This window comes from Aeromonas sp. R7-2 (genome assembly GCF_040908105.1).
GTDB lineage: Bacteria > Pseudomonadota > Gammaproteobacteria > Enterobacterales > Aeromonadaceae > Aeromonas > Aeromonas caviae.
Genome location: NZ_JBFODC010000022.1, coordinates 132,508 through 148,934 on the forward strand (window position 1 = coordinate 132,508; position 16,427 = coordinate 148,934).

At 60.0% G+C, this 16,427-nt stretch carries 14 protein-coding genes; 7 read left to right on the plus strand and 7 right to left on the minus strand.

The window, feature by feature from the left end:
- Positions 1–113 precede the first annotated feature (113 nt).
- The gene (phnR, locus tag AB5Y47_RS07930; RefSeq protein WP_016350513.1) at positions 114–821 is read right to left on the minus strand and encodes a phosphonate utilization transcriptional regulator PhnR; all 708 of its coding nucleotides are present in this window, start codon (positions 819–821) and stop codon (positions 114–116) included.
- A 254-nt stretch (positions 822–1,075) separates the two neighbouring features.
- On the opposite strand from phnR, the gene phnW reads away from it, so the two are divergent.
- Genes phnW through phnX form a run of 3 tightly spaced genes read left to right on the plus strand, consistent with a single transcriptional unit; the run spans position 1,076 to position 4,471 of the window.
- Positions 1,076–2,218 (plus strand): 2-aminoethylphosphonate--pyruvate transaminase, encoded by a 1,143-nt coding sequence (gene phnW, locus AB5Y47_RS07935; RefSeq protein ID WP_368220111.1) that lies wholly within the window; start codon positions 1,076–1,078, stop codon positions 2,216–2,218.
- Complete coding sequence (locus AB5Y47_RS07940; RefSeq protein ID WP_368220112.1) at positions 2,215–3,639, plus strand: aspartate aminotransferase family protein; 1,425 nt, start codon at positions 2,215–2,217, stop codon at positions 3,637–3,639. The genes phnW and AB5Y47_RS07940 overlap by 4 nt, the downstream gene beginning before the upstream one ends.
- Positions 3,632–4,471, plus strand: coding sequence for a phosphonoacetaldehyde hydrolase (gene phnX, locus AB5Y47_RS07945; protein ID WP_368220113.1), 840 nt, complete (start codon positions 3,632–3,634; stop codon positions 4,469–4,471). The genes AB5Y47_RS07940 and phnX overlap by 8 nt, the downstream gene beginning before the upstream one ends.
- Before the next feature lie 137 nt (positions 4,472–4,608).
- Here phnX and pflB read toward each other — a convergent pair whose 3' ends face one another.
- The 3 genes from pflB to ycaO form a co-directional block, all read right to left on the minus strand.
- Positions 4,609–6,891, minus strand: a complete 2,283-nt coding sequence (gene pflB, locus AB5Y47_RS07950; RefSeq protein ID WP_103244647.1) for a formate C-acetyltransferase — start codon at positions 6,889–6,891, stop codon at positions 4,609–4,611.
- Positions 6,892–6,932: 41 nt separating this feature from the next.
- Entirely contained in the window at positions 6,933–7,781 is an 849-nt protein-coding gene (focA, locus tag AB5Y47_RS07955) for a formate transporter FocA (protein ID WP_010674505.1), read from the minus strand.
- A 381-nt stretch (positions 7,782–8,162) separates the two neighbouring features.
- On the minus strand, positions 8,163–9,923 hold the full coding sequence (gene ycaO, locus AB5Y47_RS07960; protein ID WP_048207529.1) for a 30S ribosomal protein S12 methylthiotransferase accessory factor YcaO: 1,761 nt from the start codon (positions 9,921–9,923) through the stop codon (positions 8,163–8,165).
- Between the two features lie 340 nt (positions 9,924–10,263).
- Here ycaO and AB5Y47_RS07965 point away from each other — a divergent pair, with 340 nt between their 5' ends.
- Positions 10,264–10,947: a B3/4 domain-containing protein gene (locus AB5Y47_RS07965; protein WP_045524741.1), complete on the plus strand. Its 684-nt coding sequence runs from the start codon at positions 10,264–10,266 to the stop codon at positions 10,945–10,947.
- Between the two features lie 216 nt (positions 10,948–11,163).
- Here the strand turns inward: AB5Y47_RS07965 and sugE are convergent, their stop codons facing one another.
- Positions 11,164–11,478 (minus strand): quaternary ammonium compound efflux SMR transporter SugE, encoded by a 315-nt coding sequence (sugE, locus tag AB5Y47_RS07970; RefSeq protein WP_041211362.1) that lies wholly within the window; start codon positions 11,476–11,478, stop codon positions 11,164–11,166.
- A gap of 339 nt (positions 11,479–11,817) precedes the next feature.
- On the opposite strand from sugE, the gene asd reads away from it, so the two are divergent.
- Positions 11,818–12,930 carry an aspartate-semialdehyde dehydrogenase gene (asd, locus tag AB5Y47_RS07975; RefSeq protein WP_042016283.1) on the plus strand — a complete coding sequence of 371 codons (1,113 nt, stop codon included), beginning with the start codon at positions 11,818–11,820 and terminating at the stop codon, positions 12,928–12,930.
- 116 nt (positions 12,931–13,046) lie between these two features.
- Here asd and cspD read toward each other — a convergent pair whose 3' ends face one another.
- Positions 13,047–13,265 (minus strand): cold shock-like protein CspD, encoded by a 219-nt coding sequence (gene cspD / locus AB5Y47_RS07980; protein WP_010674510.1) that lies wholly within the window; start codon positions 13,263–13,265, stop codon positions 13,047–13,049.
- A 228-nt stretch (positions 13,266–13,493) separates the two neighbouring features.
- Here cspD and clpS point away from each other — a divergent pair, with 228 nt between their 5' ends.
- A complete protein-coding gene (clpS, locus tag AB5Y47_RS07985; RefSeq protein WP_005325410.1) occupies positions 13,494–13,811 on the plus strand; it encodes an ATP-dependent Clp protease adapter ClpS in 318 nt (105 codons plus the stop codon).
- 60 nt (positions 13,812–13,871) lie between these two features.
- The gene (clpA, locus tag AB5Y47_RS07990; protein ID WP_010674511.1) at positions 13,872–16,124 is read left to right on the plus strand and encodes an ATP-dependent Clp protease ATP-binding subunit ClpA; all 2,253 of its coding nucleotides are present in this window, start codon (positions 13,872–13,874) and stop codon (positions 16,122–16,124) included.
- A 69-nt stretch (positions 16,125–16,193) separates the two neighbouring features.
- Here the strand turns inward: clpA and infA are convergent, their stop codons facing one another.
- Positions 16,194–16,412, minus strand: a complete 219-nt coding sequence (gene infA / locus AB5Y47_RS07995; protein WP_005300033.1) for a translation initiation factor IF-1 — start codon at positions 16,410–16,412, stop codon at positions 16,194–16,196.
- Between the last annotated feature and the right edge of the window lie 15 nt (positions 16,413–16,427).

The window sequence follows — 16,427 nt, forward strand, 5'->3', positions numbered from 1 at the left end:
CCATATAAGTTGGCTTGGTATAAACCAGATTGGTCGAGAGAGAGGCTAGGGGATCTTTATGACGTGACCGTGACAGCCCCGTGACGTTTTTTCCGTTCCTGATTTGTCCGTGACTAATCCTGGGTATCCACCTCGATCTCCAGACTGTCGTGGCGCCAGTACTCCAGATCGAAGTCGAGCACCCGGCCGTGCTGATCGAAATTGAGTCGCTCGAGGCGCAGGGCGGGCAGACCGGCGGTGGCCCCGAGCGCCTTGGCCACTTCGTCCGGCAGGGCGGTGGGGAAGAAGCGCACCTGCATGCGGGCGTAGTGGAGATCGTAATGGGCCTGGTAGATCTCGGTCAGACTGCCGTTGAGATCCAGCTCCAGCAGGCCGGGTACCCGCTCTGGCAGGCAGTGGTTCTCGCAGTAGCAGATGGCGCGCCCGTTGGCGTAGCGCAGTCGCTTGAGCAAAAAGAGGCTGTCAAACGGCTTGAGCTGCAACTGCGCCATCAACGCGGGCGGCACCGCCTGGCGGCTTTTCTCCAGCAATTCGGTGTGCGGTTCTCCCCCTTGCTCCCGCACTATCTGGTGAAAGTTGGAGGTGCGTCTGGGGTTGAGACTGAAACGCGGCGGGGTGACGAACCAGCCGCGGCGATCCTCCCGATAGATAAGGCCGTTCGCCTCCAGCTGCACCAGCGCCTCGCGGATGGTAACCCGGGTGGTGCCATAGAGTTCCCCCAGCAGCCGCTCGGAGGGGAGCTTGTCGTTGGGGGCCAGGCCCCCCGCCAGGATCTGGTTGGCGAGGGCATCCTTGATCTGCAGGTATTGCGGTTTGCTCATGAAAATCCCTGGTTATGCAATGAGTTGTGCAATGAGTTGGGCACAGGGCTGGTCATCTGCCCGGTCGTTACACGGCAACATCAACATGCGTTGGTAGATACCAGAATCGCCCCTGCTGTTCAGGCTTCCTAGATTATCGCGATCCCGGCGCTGAAAATGAATTTTTTGTTGCACGTAGCGCCACCCCTTTGACCTTGGCGGGGCAGTTACCCACAATGCGCTCATTCTGGTATATACCAAAAAGGAGCGAAGTCATGACCCATATTCCTGCGGCCCCCGCCGCCGTCGATTACCTGCTGCTGACCCCGGGCCCCCTCTCGACCACCGCCACGGTGCGCGCCGCCATGCTGCAAGACAGCTGTACCTGGGATGCGGATTACAACCAGGGTGTGGTGGAGCCCATCCGCCGCGAGCTGGTGCGCCTCGCCACTGGCCCGGAATATGAGAGCGACTACAGCGCCGTGCTGCTGCAGGGGAGCGGCAGCTATGTGGTGGAGAGCGTACTGGGCTCGGCGATAGGCGTCGATGAGTGTCTGCTGATCATCAACAACGGTGCCTACGGCGCCCGCATGGGGGAGATGGCCCGCTGCCTTGGCCTGCGTCACCATGAGCTGGACTGCGGCGAGACAAGCCGCCCGGAGCCCGCCGCCATTGAGGCGATGCTGGCGCGCCACCCCGAGATCACCCATCTGGCCATGGTGCACTGCGAGACCACCACCGGCATGCTCAACCCGCTCGACGAGGTGGCCGAGCTCTGCCAGCGCCGCGGCATTCGCCTTATCGTCGATGCCATGAGCAGCTTTGGCGGTATCCCCATCGATATGGGACGCCTTGGCATCGAGTTTCTCATCAGCTCCGCCAACAAGTGCATTCAGGGGGTGCCGGGTTTTGGCTTCGTCATCGCTCGCCGCGTGGCGCTCACGGCCTGCGTCGGTCGCGCCCGCTCGCTCTCCCTCGACCTGCATGCCCAGTGGCAGACCATGGAGCGGCAGGGGGGAAAGTGGCGCTTTACCTCGCCCACCCATACCGTACTCGCCTTTGCCCAGGCGCTGCGCGAACTGGAAGCGGAGGGAGGCATCGCCGCCCGCCATCGGCGCTATAGCGAGAATCAGCGCACGCTGGTGGCGGGGATGGCGGCCCTCGGCTTTGCGCCGCTGCTGCCCGAGCAGTGGCAATCCCCCATCATCACCGCCTTCTACTCTCCGACCCACCCTGACTACCGCTTCGCCGACTTCTACCAGCGACTCAAGGGGCAGGGCTTTGTCATCTATCCGGGCAAGGTCTCCCAAGCCGATTGCTTCCGCATCGGCAATATCGGCGATGTGACCCCAGAGCGGGTGCGGGATCTGCTCGCCGGCATGGCCAGCGCCTGCTACTGGCAAGGGGACGCGCGATGACCAGCATGGTGCCTCACGGTTGCGATCAGCACGACCATAAGCTGCACGGCCGCGGCCGCGCCGACAGCGAAGGGGATATCAACCTCGGCGAGGGGCGCTCACGCTGGTGGGCGGGCCAGAGCGAAGATGTACAGGCCGGATTGGCGGAGGATAGCCGCTACTTCCTCCATCAGGCGCTCTCCACCCCCTGTCTCGATCTGATTGAGGGCGCGCAGGGGAGCTGGCTGACCAGCGTATCGGGCAAGCGTTACCTCGATTTTCACGGCAACAGCGTCCATCAGCTGGGCCACGGTCATCCTGATGTGGTGGCCGCAGTGCAACAGCAACTCGCCGCACTGCCGTTTGCGCCTCGCCGCTACACCCATCGGGTTGCTATCGACTGCGCCCGCACTCTGGCCGAGCTGGCCCCCAGCGATCTCAACCGGGTGCTGTTCGCCCCCGGCGGCAGCGAGGTAGTGGGGATTGCCCTGAAGCTCGCCCGTTTCATCACTGGCAACAGCAAGGTGGTGTCCCTCTGGGATGCTTTTCACGGTGCCTCCCTCGATGCCATCTCGGTCGGCGGTGAAGCCTGTTTTCGCGCCGGCATGGGCCCCTTGATGGCCGGGGTGGAGCGCATTCCTCCCCCCACCCGTTATCGCGGTGTCTGGTATCGCGGGGAGGGGGATGACCTGCACTACGCCGATTATCTGGAGTACGTCATCGAGAAGGAGGGGGGTATTGGCGCCTTTATCGCCGAGCCGATCCGCAACACCGACGTACAGGTGCCCTCGAAGGCCTACTGGCAGCGGGTGCGGGAGATCTGCGATCGCCATAAGGTGCTGTTGATCGTCGACGAGATCCCCAATGCCCTGGGGCGCACTGGCCACTGGTTCAGCTTTGAAGAGTTCGGCATCGAGCCCGACATCATCTGCCTTGGCAAGGGGTTGGGGGGCGGGGTGGTGCCATTTGCCGCGCTCATCACCCGCGATCGTTTCAATCAGGCGGCGGCCATTTCACTGGGTCACTACACCCACGAGAAGAGCCCCATCGGCTGCGCGGCGGCCCTTGCCACCATCAGTACCATCCGTGAAGAGGGGTTGCTGGCCAAGGTGCGGGAGGATGGCCGTTTTATGGCGGTAGAGCTCGCGGCGCTTGCCGAGCGCCACCCGCTCATTGGGCAGGTGCGCGGTATCGGTTTGCTCTGGGCGCTCGATCTGGTGGTCGATCACCAGAGTCGCACCCGCAACAGCCAGGCCGCCGAGCGGCTGCTCTACCGCTGTCTTGAGCTGGGGCTCAGCTTCAAGGTCTCTCAGGGCAATGTCATCCAGCTCTCGCCACCGCTCAATATCGCCCGCGCCGATCTGGTGCGTGCCATCACCATTCTCGATCACGCCCTTGGCGAGATCGCACTTTCACCGAAACAGGAACACCACCATGACTGACTTGCAGATTGTTGTAGACCCGACCACCGACGTAGAGGCGCTGATCCTCGACTGGGCCGGCACCGTCGTCGATTTCGGCTCCTTCGCCCCCACCTCCATCTTCGTCGAGGCCTTCGCCCGCGCCTATGACTTTGCTGTGACCCTGGATGAGGCGCGCCAGCCCATGGGGTTGGGCAAGTGGGATCATATCGCGGCGCTCGGCCGTCTGCCCTCGGTGGATGCGCGCTGGCAGGCCCGCTTTGGCCACCCCATGAGCCACGCCGAGGTGGACCACCTCTATCACACCTTTATGCCGCTGCAGATTGCCGCCGTGACCCGCTTTGCCGCCCCCATCCCCGGTGTGCTGCCGGTGTTGGACGCTCTGCGGGGTCAGGGGCTGCGAATCGGCTCCTGTTCCGGTTACCCCCGTCCGGTGATGGAGGCACTGGTGCCAGCGGCGGCCGATCACGGCTATCGCCCGGATCACTGGGTCGCCACCGACGATCTCAAGGCTGGCGGTCGCCCCGGCCCCTGGATGGCGCTGGCCAACGTGATTGAGCTGGGAGTGAGCGCGGTGCATCGTTGCATCAAGGTAGATGACGCCGTGCCGGGTATCAGCGAAGGGTTGAACGCGGGCATGTGGACGGTGGGATTGTCGGTCTCCGGCAACGAGTTTGGCTCCACCTGGGACGAGTTTGCCGCCATGAGCGAGGCGGAGATCGCCGCCCGGCGCGTACCGGCCGAGGCCAAACTGCGGGCGGCGGGGGCGCACTACATCATCGACACCCTGGCGGATATCGCCCCGGTCATCGCCGATATCAATCGCCGTCTGACTGCGGGTGAGCGGCCCTGAACAAGGCGGGATGAGAGGAGGGGAGAGCCGGCCTTGCTGGCAGGTTCAGGCCGATGTCCCCTGACTATCAGGCATAAAAAAACCGGCGCCTTGGCGCCGGTTTTGATTCACTGCAGCTCTTGCTTATCAATAAGCGATTACAGAGAGGCGGTGAAGGTACGGGTGATGACGTCTTGCTGTTGCTCCTTGGTCAAGGAGTTGAAGCGAACGGCATAACCGGATACGCGGATGGTCAACTGCGGATATTTCTCCGGGTTTTCCATGGCGTCCAGCAGCATTTCACGGTTCATCACGTTGACGTTCAGGTGCTGACCACCTTCCAGGTTGGCTTCGTGGTGGAAGTAACCATCCATCAGGCCGGCCAGGTTGGCTTTCTGGGCTTCCATGTCTTTGCCCAGGGCATTCGGCACGATGGAGAAGGTATAGGAGATACCATCTTTGGCGTAGGCGAACGGCAGCTTGGCAACGGAAGTCAGGGAAGCAACGGCACCCTTCTGATCACGACCGTGCATCGGGTTGGCACCCGGGCCGAACGGCGCACCGGCGCGACGACCATCCGGGGTATTACCGGTCTTCTTGCCGTACACCACGTTGGAGGTGATGGTCAGCACGGACTGGGTAGCCACGGCACCACGGTAGGTGTTCAGCTTCTGAATCTTCTTCATGAAGCGCTCGACCAGGTCGCAGGCGATGTCATCGACGCGAGCGTCGTTGTTGCCGAACTGCGGGTACTCGCCTTCGATTTCGAAGTCGATGGAGACGCCATCGGCATCACGTACCGGCTTGACCTTGGCGTACTTGATGGCAGACAGGGAGTCAGCGGCTACGGACAGACCGGCGATACCACAGGCCATGGTGCGATAGACGTCACGGTCGTGCAGCGCCATCAGGGAGGCTTCGTAGCTGTACTTGTCGTGCATGTAGTGGATGATGTTCAGGGCGGCGACATACTGCTTGGCCAGCCAGTCCATGAAGTGATCCAGTCTGTCCATCACGTCGTTGTAATCGAGGTACTCGGAGGTGACCATTTCGGTCTTCGGACCGACCTGGATCTTGAGCTTCTCGTCCATACCGCCATTGATTGCATACAGCATGGTCTTGGCCAGGTTGGCACGGGCACCGAAGAACTGCATCTGTTTGCCGACGATCATCGGGGACACACAGCAAGCGATGGCGTAGTCATCGTTGTTGAAGTCCGGACGCATCAGGTCGTCGTTCTCGTACTGAACGGAAGAGGTCTCGATGGATACCTTGGCGCAGTACTTCTTGAAACCGACCGGCAGCTTCTCGGACCACAGGATGGTCAGGTTCGGCTCAGGGGACGGGCCCATGGTGTACAGGGTGTTCAGCATACGGAAGCTGTTCTTGGTGACCAGGGTACGACCGTCAACGCCCATACCGGCCAGGGTCTCGGTAGCCCACATCGGGTCGCCGGAGAACAGTGAATCGTATTCCGGGGTACGCAGGAAGCGAACCATACGCAGCTTCATGACCATGTGGTCCATCAGCTCCTGGGCTTCTTGCTCGGTGATCAGACCCTTTTGCAGGTCACGCTCGATGTAGATGTCCAGGAAGCTGGAGGTACGACCGAAGGACATGGCCGCGCCGTTCTGGGACTTGACCGCCGCCAGGTAGGCGAAGTAGGTCCACTGGACGGCTTCTTTGGCGTTTTTGGCCGGTACGGAGATATCGCAACCGTACTTGGCAGCCATCACCTTCATCTGTGCCAGGGCACGGTGCTGCTCGGAGATCTCTTCGCGCAGACGGATGGTGGCTTCCAGGTTGACACCGTTTTCCAGGTCAGCCTGCAGGGACTTGAACTGAGCCAGTTTGTCGGCCATCAGGAAGTCGATACCGTACAGGGCAACACGACGGTAGTCACCGATGATACGGCCACGGCCGTAGGCATCCGGCAGACCGGTGATGACGCCGGACTTGCGGCAGTTCAGGATGTCTTTGGTGTAGACGTCGAACACGCCCTGGTTGTGAGTCTTGCGGTACTCGGTGAAGATCTTCTCGACCATGGGGTCAAGCTGGCGACCGTACACTTCGCAAGAGGTCTTGACCATCTTGATACCGCCGTTGGCGATGATGGCGCGCTTGAGCGGTTTGTCGGTCTGCAGACCAACGATTTGCTCCAGGCTCTGGTCGATATAGCCGGCATCGTGAGCGGTAATGGTGGAGGGCAGGTCGGTATCAAAATCGACCGGCGCGTGAGTGCGGTTCTCGATCTTGATGCCTTCCATGACCTTGTCCCACAGCTTGGTGGTGGCTTCGGTCGCGCCAGCCAGGAAGGACTCGTCACCTTCATACGGGGTGTAGTTCTTCTGGATGAAGTCACGGGTGTTGACAGAGGTCTGCCATTCACCGGCTGCGAAGCCTTCCCATGCTTTTTGGAACTGTTCGTTAAGTTCTGCCATTTTCATTACCTCTCAAGGTATTTATGTGTCTGCCGCCATCCTTAATGATGGCGACGGAAGATAAACCAGTAAGTCAGCCCAACCATGACGCCACCACCAATGATATTACCGATGGTGACAGGGATGAGGTTGTGCAGGACGAAGTTGGACACGGTCAGGTCGGCAAAGGTTGCCGGATCCTGGCCGATGGCCTGCCAGAATTCCGGGCTCGCGACGCTGTGGATGGCGATACCGACCGGGATCATAAACATGTTTGCGATGCTGTGCTCAAAACCGGAGGCCACGAACATGGCGACGGGGAGCAGCATCACCATCACCTTGTCGGTGGCGCTGCGGGCGCCGAAGGCCATCCACACGGCGAGACACACCATGAGGTTGCAGAGGATGCCAAGGGCCACGGCCTCGAAGAAGGTGTGATGGATCTTGTGCTGGGCCACTTTCATGGCGTTCAGCCCCCACTGACCATCCGCTGCCGTGTATTCCGCCGACATGATGATGAGGCCGACGATGATGAGACCGCCGATGAGGTTGCCGAAGTAGACCAGTCCCCAGTTCTTGAGCAACTGGGCCCAGCTGATGCGATTCGCCGCCTTGGCTACCAGGGTGAGGGTAGTGGAGGTGAACAGTTCGGCGCCGAGCAGGACGCAGAGGATGAGACCGAGGGAGAAGCAGATGCCGCCCACCAGCTTGGACATGCCCCAGGCCATGCCGCTTGAGCCCGTGGTGACGGTGATATAGAAGACGAAGGCGATGGCGATGAAGGCGCCAGCGGTGATGGCCAGGGGAATGACCTTGTATGCGGGCTTGGTGGCCTTGGCATAGGTAATGTCTTCGGCCAGGGCGGCGATGGCTTCGGGCTTCAGACAATCAAAGGGAGATTCTGCTTTCAATTCTCAGTACCTGCATATTTTGCCTGTGGAAATCATAACAAAGGGGCTGATCCCCAAAATTGACTCCGATCAAGAATTACAGATTGTGAATGTAATTTTACTACAGGATTTTTCGCCATCCGGAAGCGTTTCTTTACACCAGGTTTCAGGTGAAACAGAAATGAGTCTGTTATTAATTTTATGATTTTTAAGAACTTATAAAGGACACCCTGAAAAAAGTACCGGCCAGGCACCTGTGCGGCCGCACTGCACCATGAGTGCCAAATTAACAACCCCCTAAGAGGTATTTTTTGTCTTTTATTTCATCTTTGTGGCACGGCCAGCCAAAGCGTAGAACATAAAACAGAAGGGGCCATAAGGCCCCTTCGTCACACTAGCATATCAGTTCCAGGTATGGATTCGTTTGGCTTTTTGCAATTTCTCGTAAGCGGCCAGCAGTTTCTGGTGCAGCGGGAACTGGGAGAGGGAGAGATCGGCGGCTTCCAACCCGTGGAAGCGCGCCTCGCCGCGGGCGTTGGCCCACGCCTGTGCCAGGGTCTCTTCCCCGAACATGCGGGCGAACACCGGGCGGTACTGCTCGGGGTCGCGTTCCTCGTCCAGGAAGAGCTCGACGCAGGCGCGCAGGGCGCGGTAGTAAGCGGCCCGATCCGCCGGGAACACCGACTGGTTGAACTCCATGGTCCAGTCGATGAGGTCGAGGGCGCTCTCCAGGTCGCCTGCGGCCAGCGCCAGCATGGCTTTGAGCTCACCGACGCGCAGGGTGTGCAGGGCAGTGCCCTTGGCGGCGGCGATGCCGAGCAGCTCGCGCACCCGGGTCCGCTCGTCGTGACCCTCTTCATCCAGCTGGTCGAACAGGGCCATGTACTGCTCTGCGTCCCACTCGAGCGCCGGCAGCGCCAGGATGGTCTCCCGCAGGTGGGCCCCCATGGTGTTGTTGGCCAGCAGCAGATCTTCCACCGGATAGATGTCGGACATGCCGGGCACCAGGATACGGCAGGCGTAGACACCCAGGTGCTCGTAGTCGGCGATGTAGACCGGCTGCTCCAGCTCGTGGAAGATGCCGATCAGGTGGTCGAACTCCTCTTGCGAGGTGCCACGGAAGTCCCAGTCGGCAAACTCGAAGTCGGACTCTTCCTTGAACAGATCCCAGCTGATGAGGCCGGAGGAGTCGATGAAGTGGGTCTCCAGGTTGTGGTGATCCGCCACTTGCTCGTTGTCGAACGACGGCGGCACGAAGACGTCCAGATCCTTGAGGCTGCGCCCTTGCAGCAGTTCGGTGACGGTGCGCTCGAAGGCGACCTCGAAGCGCGGGTGGGCGCCGAAGGAGGCAAAGCAGGTGCCGTTGCTCGGGTTGAGCAGCACCACGCAGATGACCGGATAACGGCCGCCGAGGGAGGCATCGAAGCTGTAGATGGGGAAGCCTTCGGCCTCCAGTGCATCGATGGACGCCTTGATGCCGGGGTAACGGGCGATGACCTCGCCCGGGATCTGGGGCAGGCTGATGGCCTCGGCGATGATCTTGTTCTTCACGTGGCGCTCGAACACCTCCGACAGCCCCTGGGTGCGGGCTTCGGTGCGGGTGTTGCCGGCGCTCATGCCGTTGGAAACATACAGGTTGCCGACGATGTTCATCGGGATGTAGACGGTCTGGTGATCAGACTGGCGCTCGAAGGGCAGGGCGACGATGCCGCGTTCCTCGTTGCCGGATTGCAGGTCCACCAGCATGTCGGCGGTCACTTCACCGTCCGGGTTGTAGAACTTGCGGGTGAAGGAGTCGAGCAGACCAGTGGGAAGCTGATCCCCCTCGATGGGGAACCACTTCTCGTTCGGGTAGTGGACGAAGTCGCCATTGGCTACCTGCTCGCCCAGGTAGAAGTCGGCGAAGAAGTAGTTGGTGGAGAGACGCTCGAAATACTCGCCAAGGGCGGAGGCGAGCGCCGCCTTCTTGCTGGCACCCTTGCCGTTGGTGAAGCAGAGAGCGCACTCCTTGTCCCGGATGTGCACGGACCAGACGTTGGGCACGGGGTTGAGCCAGGAGGCCTCTTCGATATCAAACCCCAGGGCTTGCAGCTTGGTCTGGAAGCGTTCGATGGAGTCTTCCAGCGCTGCGTCCTTGCCGGGAATAAAAGTGTGGTCGGTCATCACAATGTCCTGATTTTATGGGCTCATGTTTGGACGCAGATAATAGCATGAGTGACGGGGAAAGCGGCCAGGGCAATGGTGTGGGCTTGCCCAGGTCTGCATTGGATGGGCGGGGTGTGGTAGTGGGGCCGGGCGGTGCGCTGCGGGGCGGGGCGGCGATTTTTCATGGGAAAGAGGGTTGGGCCATCAGTTTTACTTAACATAATTAAGATAAAGTAAATTTTATTATGACCCTGTGCCCTTCATCATGGCGTCAACCGTTGGCGGGGGAAGGAAAAGAGGGGAACGCCCGTGCCCGTTCCGCCACCCCGTCTTGATGAGCCTTGACCAGGAGTGCTGAATGTTCCCGATGATCCCCCGTATCGACCCCGAGATAGCCAGGTTGGCGCCGGGTTTTTGTGCCCTCAGCATCGTGGTGGAAGCCGCCCCCGTGATTGACACTCTGGTGGGGGAGCGGGCCCTGGCCCGGGCATGTGCGGCCCTTGGCACCGACGAGGCCCCCTGGGCCCTTGAACATCTGGCCGCCTGGGATCAGGTGTTCAAGGGGTTTGGCGCCAAGCCTGCCCGCACGCCCTGCTCGGCCCAGGCACTGCGCAAGCGGGTGCTGCGCGATGGCGTCTTGCCCGCCATCGATCCTGTGGTGGATCTCTACAACGCCATCAGCATCGAGTATGCCATTCCCGTGGGCGGGGAGGATCTGGCGGCCTATGTGGGGACGCCGCGCCTGGTGATTGCCGATGGCAGCGAATGCTTTGACACCCTCAAAGAAGGGCTGCCAATCCAGGAGGCACCGGCTCCCGGAGAGGTGGTGTGGCGGGACGATCTCGGCGTCACCTGTCGCCGCTGGAACTGGCGCCAGGGGATCCGCACTCGCCTGAGCCTCTCTTCCCCCCGGATGTGGTTCATTCTGGAGTGTCTGCCGCCGATGCCGCGCACGGCCTTGTGGGAGGCCGGCGACAGGCTGATTGCCGGTCTCACGCAGATGATGCCTGGGGCCCGCATCGAGCAGACGCTGGTGGAGTGATTGAAGGAGCAGACGAAAAGATAAAAGGAGGCGCCTCATGCTCGCCCGGGCGGTCATGGGGCGGATCTTGCTCGCCATGCCACGTCTGTGCCACCCGCCTTTACCCACCGTCTGCGAACACATCAGCAAGCAGAGGAACACCGCAACACGCCGGGCTGACATCGCCCCCTGGAGCTTGCCACGTCGGGGCCGGTGTACCCGGCCCTTTCAGCGCGCCTAACCGATGAATTTCAGACCCAGGATCCCGCCGATGATCAGCAGCAGGCAGAGCACCCGGGCTAGGGTGGCCGGTTCGTTGAACAGCCAGATCCCCATCAGCACGGTGCCGACCGCGCCGATGCCGGTCCAGACCGCATAGGCGGTGCCAAGGGGCAGCTGTTTGACCGCCATGGCGAGCAGCAGCACGCTCACGGCCATGGCGATCAGGGTCAGCAGGGTGGGGAGGGGACGGCTGAAACCGTCGGTGTATTTGAGGCCGATGGCCCAGGCGACCTCGAACAGGCCGGCCAACAGCAGGAGCAACCAGGACATAAAGCAGATTCCGCAGGAAGCAGGGTCGTCCCTGCGTATCAGGAGGCCTCGGGGCCGTCCCCGAGGGGCAGCGGGGCTGCCGGTCGGTCTCAATGATGCCCCAACTGGAGGCAGGATGCCAACCGGCTGCCCGCAGGTCGGCCAGGCCGACGGATATTGCAGCGAATGGCACAGAATATTGCGCAATTCGACTTGCGCCCGCCGTCACAATCCGTAATGTGGACAGACGCATTTTTTGCAACTCATATATTGTGAATCCCTTGTAAACGGTTGGCGCCAAGGCAGGGGTCACGGGTACCACACACGATTTCTATAAGCAGCTATCCAGGGTAGGACATTATGAAAAAAGTAGGTTTGGTCGGTTGGCGTGGCATGGTGGGTTCGGTCTTGATGAGCCGGATGCAGGAAGAGAAGGACTTTGCCCGCATTCAACCCACCTTCTTCACCACCTCCCAGGCCGGTGAGGCCGCCCCCAATTTTGGTGTCGATGCCGGCACCTTGCAGGACGCCTTCGATCTCGAGGCGCTGGCCGCACAGGATGTCATCATCACCGCCCAGGGCGGCGACTACACCAAGGATGTTTATCCGCGTCTGAAAGCCGCCGGCTGGCAGGGCTACTGGATTGACGCCGCCTCCTCCCTGCGCATGGAGAAGGACGCTGTCATCATCCTGGATCCGGTCAACGGCGACGTCATCGAGGATGCCCTGAACAACGGCATCAAGACCTTCGTTGGCGGCAACTGCACCGTCAGCCTGATGCTGCTGGCCCTGGGTGGCCTGTTCAAGGCCGATCTGGTGGAGTGGGTGAGCGTGGCCACCTATCAGGCGGCCTCCGGTGGTGGTGCCCGCCACATGCGCGAGCTGGTCACCCAGATGGGCATGCTGCGCGATGAAGTGGCGGTGGAGCTTGCCGATCCTGCTTCCGCCATCCTCGACATCGAGCGCAAGATCACCGAGAAGACCCGCTCCGGCACCCTGCCGGTGGACAACTTCGGCGTGCCGCTGGCCGGTGGCCTCATCCCCTGGATCGACACCAAGCTCGACAATGGCCAGAGTCGTGAAGAGTGGAAGGGCCAGGCCGAGACCAACAAGATCCTGGGTATCGAAAACGCCGCCATTCCGGTGGATGGTCTGTGCGTGCGCATCGGCGCCCTGCGCTGCCACAGCCAGGCCTTCACCATCAAGCTGAAAAAAGATGTGCCGCTGGCCGAAATCGAAGCCCTGCTGGCTGCCCACAACGACTGGGTCAAGGTGATCCCCAACGATCGCGACATCACCGCCCGCGAGCTGACCCCGGCTGCCGTTACCGGCACCCTCAGCATCCCGGTGGGTCGTCTGCGCAAGCTCAACATGGGCCCGGAGTACCTGGCCGCCTTTACCGTGGGTGACCAACTGCTGTGGGGCGCCGCCGAGCCGCTGCGCCGCATGCTCAACATCCTGCTGGCCCGCTGAGGTAGCGGCAGCAGGGAACAGGGAAGGCCTTGCCTTTCTTGTTCCCCTTTTCGTGTCTGTCCATAAAAAAGCGGCATCCCTTGGGATGCCGCTTTTTAATTTATCCAGTTTGACTCTTAGATGTTCTGTGCTTCGTTTGGCACGATGACAGAGGCATGATTTCCTTTCGGCCCCTGCTGCAGTTCAAAGTTGACTGCCTGACCTGCTTTCAAGGTCTTGTAACCTTCCATTTGAATCGTGGAGTAGTGAGCGAAGATGTCTTCACCACCGCCTTCCGGACAGATAAACCCAAATCCTTTTGCGTTGTTGAACCACTTGACTGTTCCGGTTGCCATACATCTACATCCTTTTATTGATTACCCTGAAGTCGTTGAGTAACCTGCGCCAGCCTTATATAACTAGGGCATGACCCCGTAGCAGACGGGCGCCGATTAGCAAGTAACCAATCTAGTCCAACTTTTAAGCGAGTCAAGAAGTTGTTAACAACCGATGTGATCTGGTTAACAAGTCTATTGACAATCTTGAGCGACACGGTAGTAATCTAGAGGTACCAAAGCGCAACTATGAGCAAGCAGAAAGAACTCTTTGCTAATGAAGAGATTGCAGAGGCAGAGAAAACGAAGCTGCAACCGCCACCCATGTACAAGGTCGTCCTGAACAACGACGACTACACACCGATGGAGTTCGTGGTGGAGGTGCTGCAAAGGTTCTTTGGTATGGATCTGGAGAAGGCCACTCAGGTGATGCTGAGCGTGCATTATAGTGGTAAGGGAGTCTGCGGCACATTTACCGCCGAGATTGCCGAGACCAAAGTGGTCCAGGTCAACACCTATTCACGTAACAACGAACATCCACTGCTATGTACCATGGAAAAGGCTTGAATCTGATGACTTGATGGCGATAACGACACCGCATTGTTGCTGTACTGAGGGGAGGTGCCTATGTTGAACAAAGATCTAGAAAAGACGCTGAACGAGGCTTTCAAGCTGGCCCGTGACGAGCGCCACGAATTCATGACCGTCGAGCACCTGTTGTTGGCCCTGCTGGATAACAGCTCAGCCCATGAGGCGCTGAGTTCATGTGGTGCGGATGTGGAACAGATGCGCAAAGAGATCCGCGCCTTCATCAATCAAACGACCCCGCTCATCCCCCGTGACGACGAAGACAGGGAAACCCAGCCGACGCTGGGCTTCCAGCGCGTGCTGCAACGTGCCGTCTTCCATGTCCAGTCGTCCGGCAATACCGAGGTGAGCGGTGCCAATGTCCTGGTCGCCATCTTCAGCGAACAAGAGTCCCAGGCCGCCTACTTCCTGAAAAAAGCCGAAATAAGCCGCCTGGATGTGGTGAACTTCCTGTCCCACGGGGTGCGCAAGGACAACAAGCCCGAGAGTGGTGGCAACAATGCGGAATCTGATGACGAGGTATCCTCTGCCCAGATAGAAAGCTTTGCCACCAACCTCAACCAGCTGGTGCTGGAGGGGCGCATCGATCCGCTCATCGGCCGTGATCAGGAGCTCAATCGCACCATTCAGGTATTGTGCCGCCGCCGCAAGAACAACCCCTTGCTGGTCGGGGAAGCCGGCGTGGGCAAGACCGCCATCGCCGAAGGGCTTGCCTACCGTATCGTCAAGGGGGATGTGCCCGAGGTGATTGCGGGTAGCACCATCTACTCCCTGGACATGGGCTCCCTGCTGGCGGGCACCAAGTATCGTGGTGACTTCGAGAAGCGCCTCAAGGTGCTGCTCAAGCAGATTGAACGTCAGGAGGGGGCCATCCTCTTCATCGACGAGATCCACACCATCATTGGCGCTGGTGCGGCTTCCGGTGGCCAGCTGGATGCGGCCAACCTCATCAAGCCGCTGCTCTCCAATGGTTTGCTGCGCTGCGTGGGCTCCACCACCTACCAGGAATATGCCCAGATCTTCGAGAAGGACAGGGCCCTTGCTCGCCGCTTCCAGAAGATCGACATCGTCGAACCCACAGTAGACGACACCACTCGCATTCTGATGGGACTCAAGAGCCGTTATGAGTCTCACCATGGCGTGCGTTACACCGTCAAGGCGATCCGGGCGGCGGTGGAGCTCTCCGCCAAGTACATCAATGATCGCCATCTGCCTGACAAGGCCATCGACGTCATCGACGAAGCGGGTGCAGGGCAACGCCTCTTGCCCGTTAGCAAGCGCAAGAAGGTGATCAATGTGCCGGAAATCGAGGCCATTGTTGCCAAGATTGCCCGTATTCCCGAGAAATCTGTCTCCTCCTCCGACAAGGAGGTGCTGAAGAACCTGGAGCGTAATCTCAAGATGGTGGTGTTCGGGCAGGACAAGGCCATCGAGGTGCTGACCGATGCCATTCGGTTGTCACGTTCAGGGCTTGGCAACGAACGCCGACCTGTGGGCTGCTTCCTGTTTGCCGGCCCGACCGGGGTGGGCAAGACCGAAGTGACCCAGCAACTTGGCAAGGCGCTCGGGGTCGAGGTATTGCGATTTGACATGTCGGAATACATGGAACGCCATACCGTGTCCCGGTTGATCGGGGCTCCTCCCGGTTACGTGGGATTCGAGCAGGGAGGGCTGTTGACCGACTCCGTCCTCAAGCATCCGCACTCCGTCGTGCTGCTTGACGAGATCGAGAAGGCGCACCCGGATGTCTTCAACTTGCTGCTGCAGGTGATGGACAACGGTACCCTGACGGACAACAACGGGCGCAAGGCAGATTTTCGCAATGTGATCCTGGTGATGACCACCAACGCAGGGGTTCAGGAGACCCAGCGCAAGTCCATCGGCTTCCAGCAGCAGGACATGAGCCATGATGCCATGGCGGTGATCAACAAGACGTTCAGTCCGGAGTTCCGCAACCGGCTCGATCACACCATCTGGTTCAACCATCTCGACATGGGAGTGATCCATCAGGTAGTCGACAAGTTCATCGTCGAGCTGCAGGTTCAGCTGGATGCCAAGGGCGTTTCACTGGAGGTGTCTGAAGAGGCGCGCCACTGGTTGGCAGAGAAAGGGTATGACAGGGCAATGGGAGCAAGACCCATGGGCCGGGTCATTCAGGAGCACCTCAAGAAGCCCCTGGCCAACGAGATCCTGTTCGGTTCCTTGGTCGATGGCGGCATTGTGAAGGTCGAACTGGTGAACAACAGCCTCAGCTTTGATTTTCAGGTCAACGTTGAAGCTGTCTCTCACTGACTGTGAGCAAGGCCGGAAATGACAAAAAACCCCAACCGAGAGGCTGGGGTTTTTTGCTGAATTCCTGGCTTAGCGAGAGCGGAAAACAATACGTCCCTTGGAGAGATCGTACGGAGTCAGAGCCACCGTTACTTTGTCCCCAGTCAGGATACGGATGTAGTTTTTGCGCATCTTGCCGGAAATATGAGCGATAACCACGTGACCATTTTCCAGTTCCACACGGAACATGGTATTGGGCAAGGTTTCGAGAATGGTACCCTGCATCTCAATACTGTCTTCTTTAGCCATTGAATCCTCTTGATA

Bases quoted from the DNA above. Each gene is read 5' to 3' on its own strand.
- phnX (WP_368220113.1), top strand. From the start codon at position 3,632: ATGACTGACTTGCAGATTGTTGTAGACCCGACCACCGACGTAGAGGCG.
- phnR (WP_016350513.1), bottom strand. From the start codon at position 821: ATGAGCAAACCGCAATACCTGCAGATCAAGGATGCCCTCGCCAACCAG.
- sugE (WP_041211362.1), bottom strand. From the start codon at position 11,478: ATGTCCTGGTTGCTCCTGCTGTTGGCCGGCCTGTTCGAGGTCGCCTGG.
- AB5Y47_RS07965 (WP_045524741.1), top strand. From the start codon at position 10,264: ATGTTCCCGATGATCCCCCGTATCGACCCCGAGATAGCCAGGTTGGCG.
- ycaO (WP_048207529.1), bottom strand. From the start codon at position 9,923: ATGACCGACCACACTTTTATTCCCGGCAAGGACGCAGCGCTGGAAGAC.
- cspD (WP_010674510.1), bottom strand. From the start codon at position 13,265: ATGGCAACCGGAACAGTCAAGTGGTTCAACAACGCAAAAGGATTTGGG.
- phnW (WP_368220111.1), top strand. From the start codon at position 1,076: ATGACCCATATTCCTGCGGCCCCCGCCGCCGTCGATTACCTGCTGCTG.
- pflB (WP_103244647.1), bottom strand. From the start codon at position 6,891: ATGGCAGAACTTAACGAACAGTTCCAAAAAGCATGGGAAGGCTTCGCA.
- asd (WP_042016283.1), top strand. From the start codon at position 11,818: ATGAAAAAAGTAGGTTTGGTCGGTTGGCGTGGCATGGTGGGTTCGGTC.
- AB5Y47_RS07940 (WP_368220112.1), top strand. From the start codon at position 2,215: ATGACCAGCATGGTGCCTCACGGTTGCGATCAGCACGACCATAAGCTG.
- infA (WP_005300033.1), bottom strand. From the start codon at position 16,412: ATGGCTAAAGAAGACAGTATTGAGATGCAGGGTACCATTCTCGAAACC.
- clpA (WP_010674511.1), top strand. From the start codon at position 13,872: ATGTTGAACAAAGATCTAGAAAAGACGCTGAACGAGGCTTTCAAGCTG.
- clpS (WP_005325410.1), top strand. From the start codon at position 13,494: ATGAGCAAGCAGAAAGAACTCTTTGCTAATGAAGAGATTGCAGAGGCA.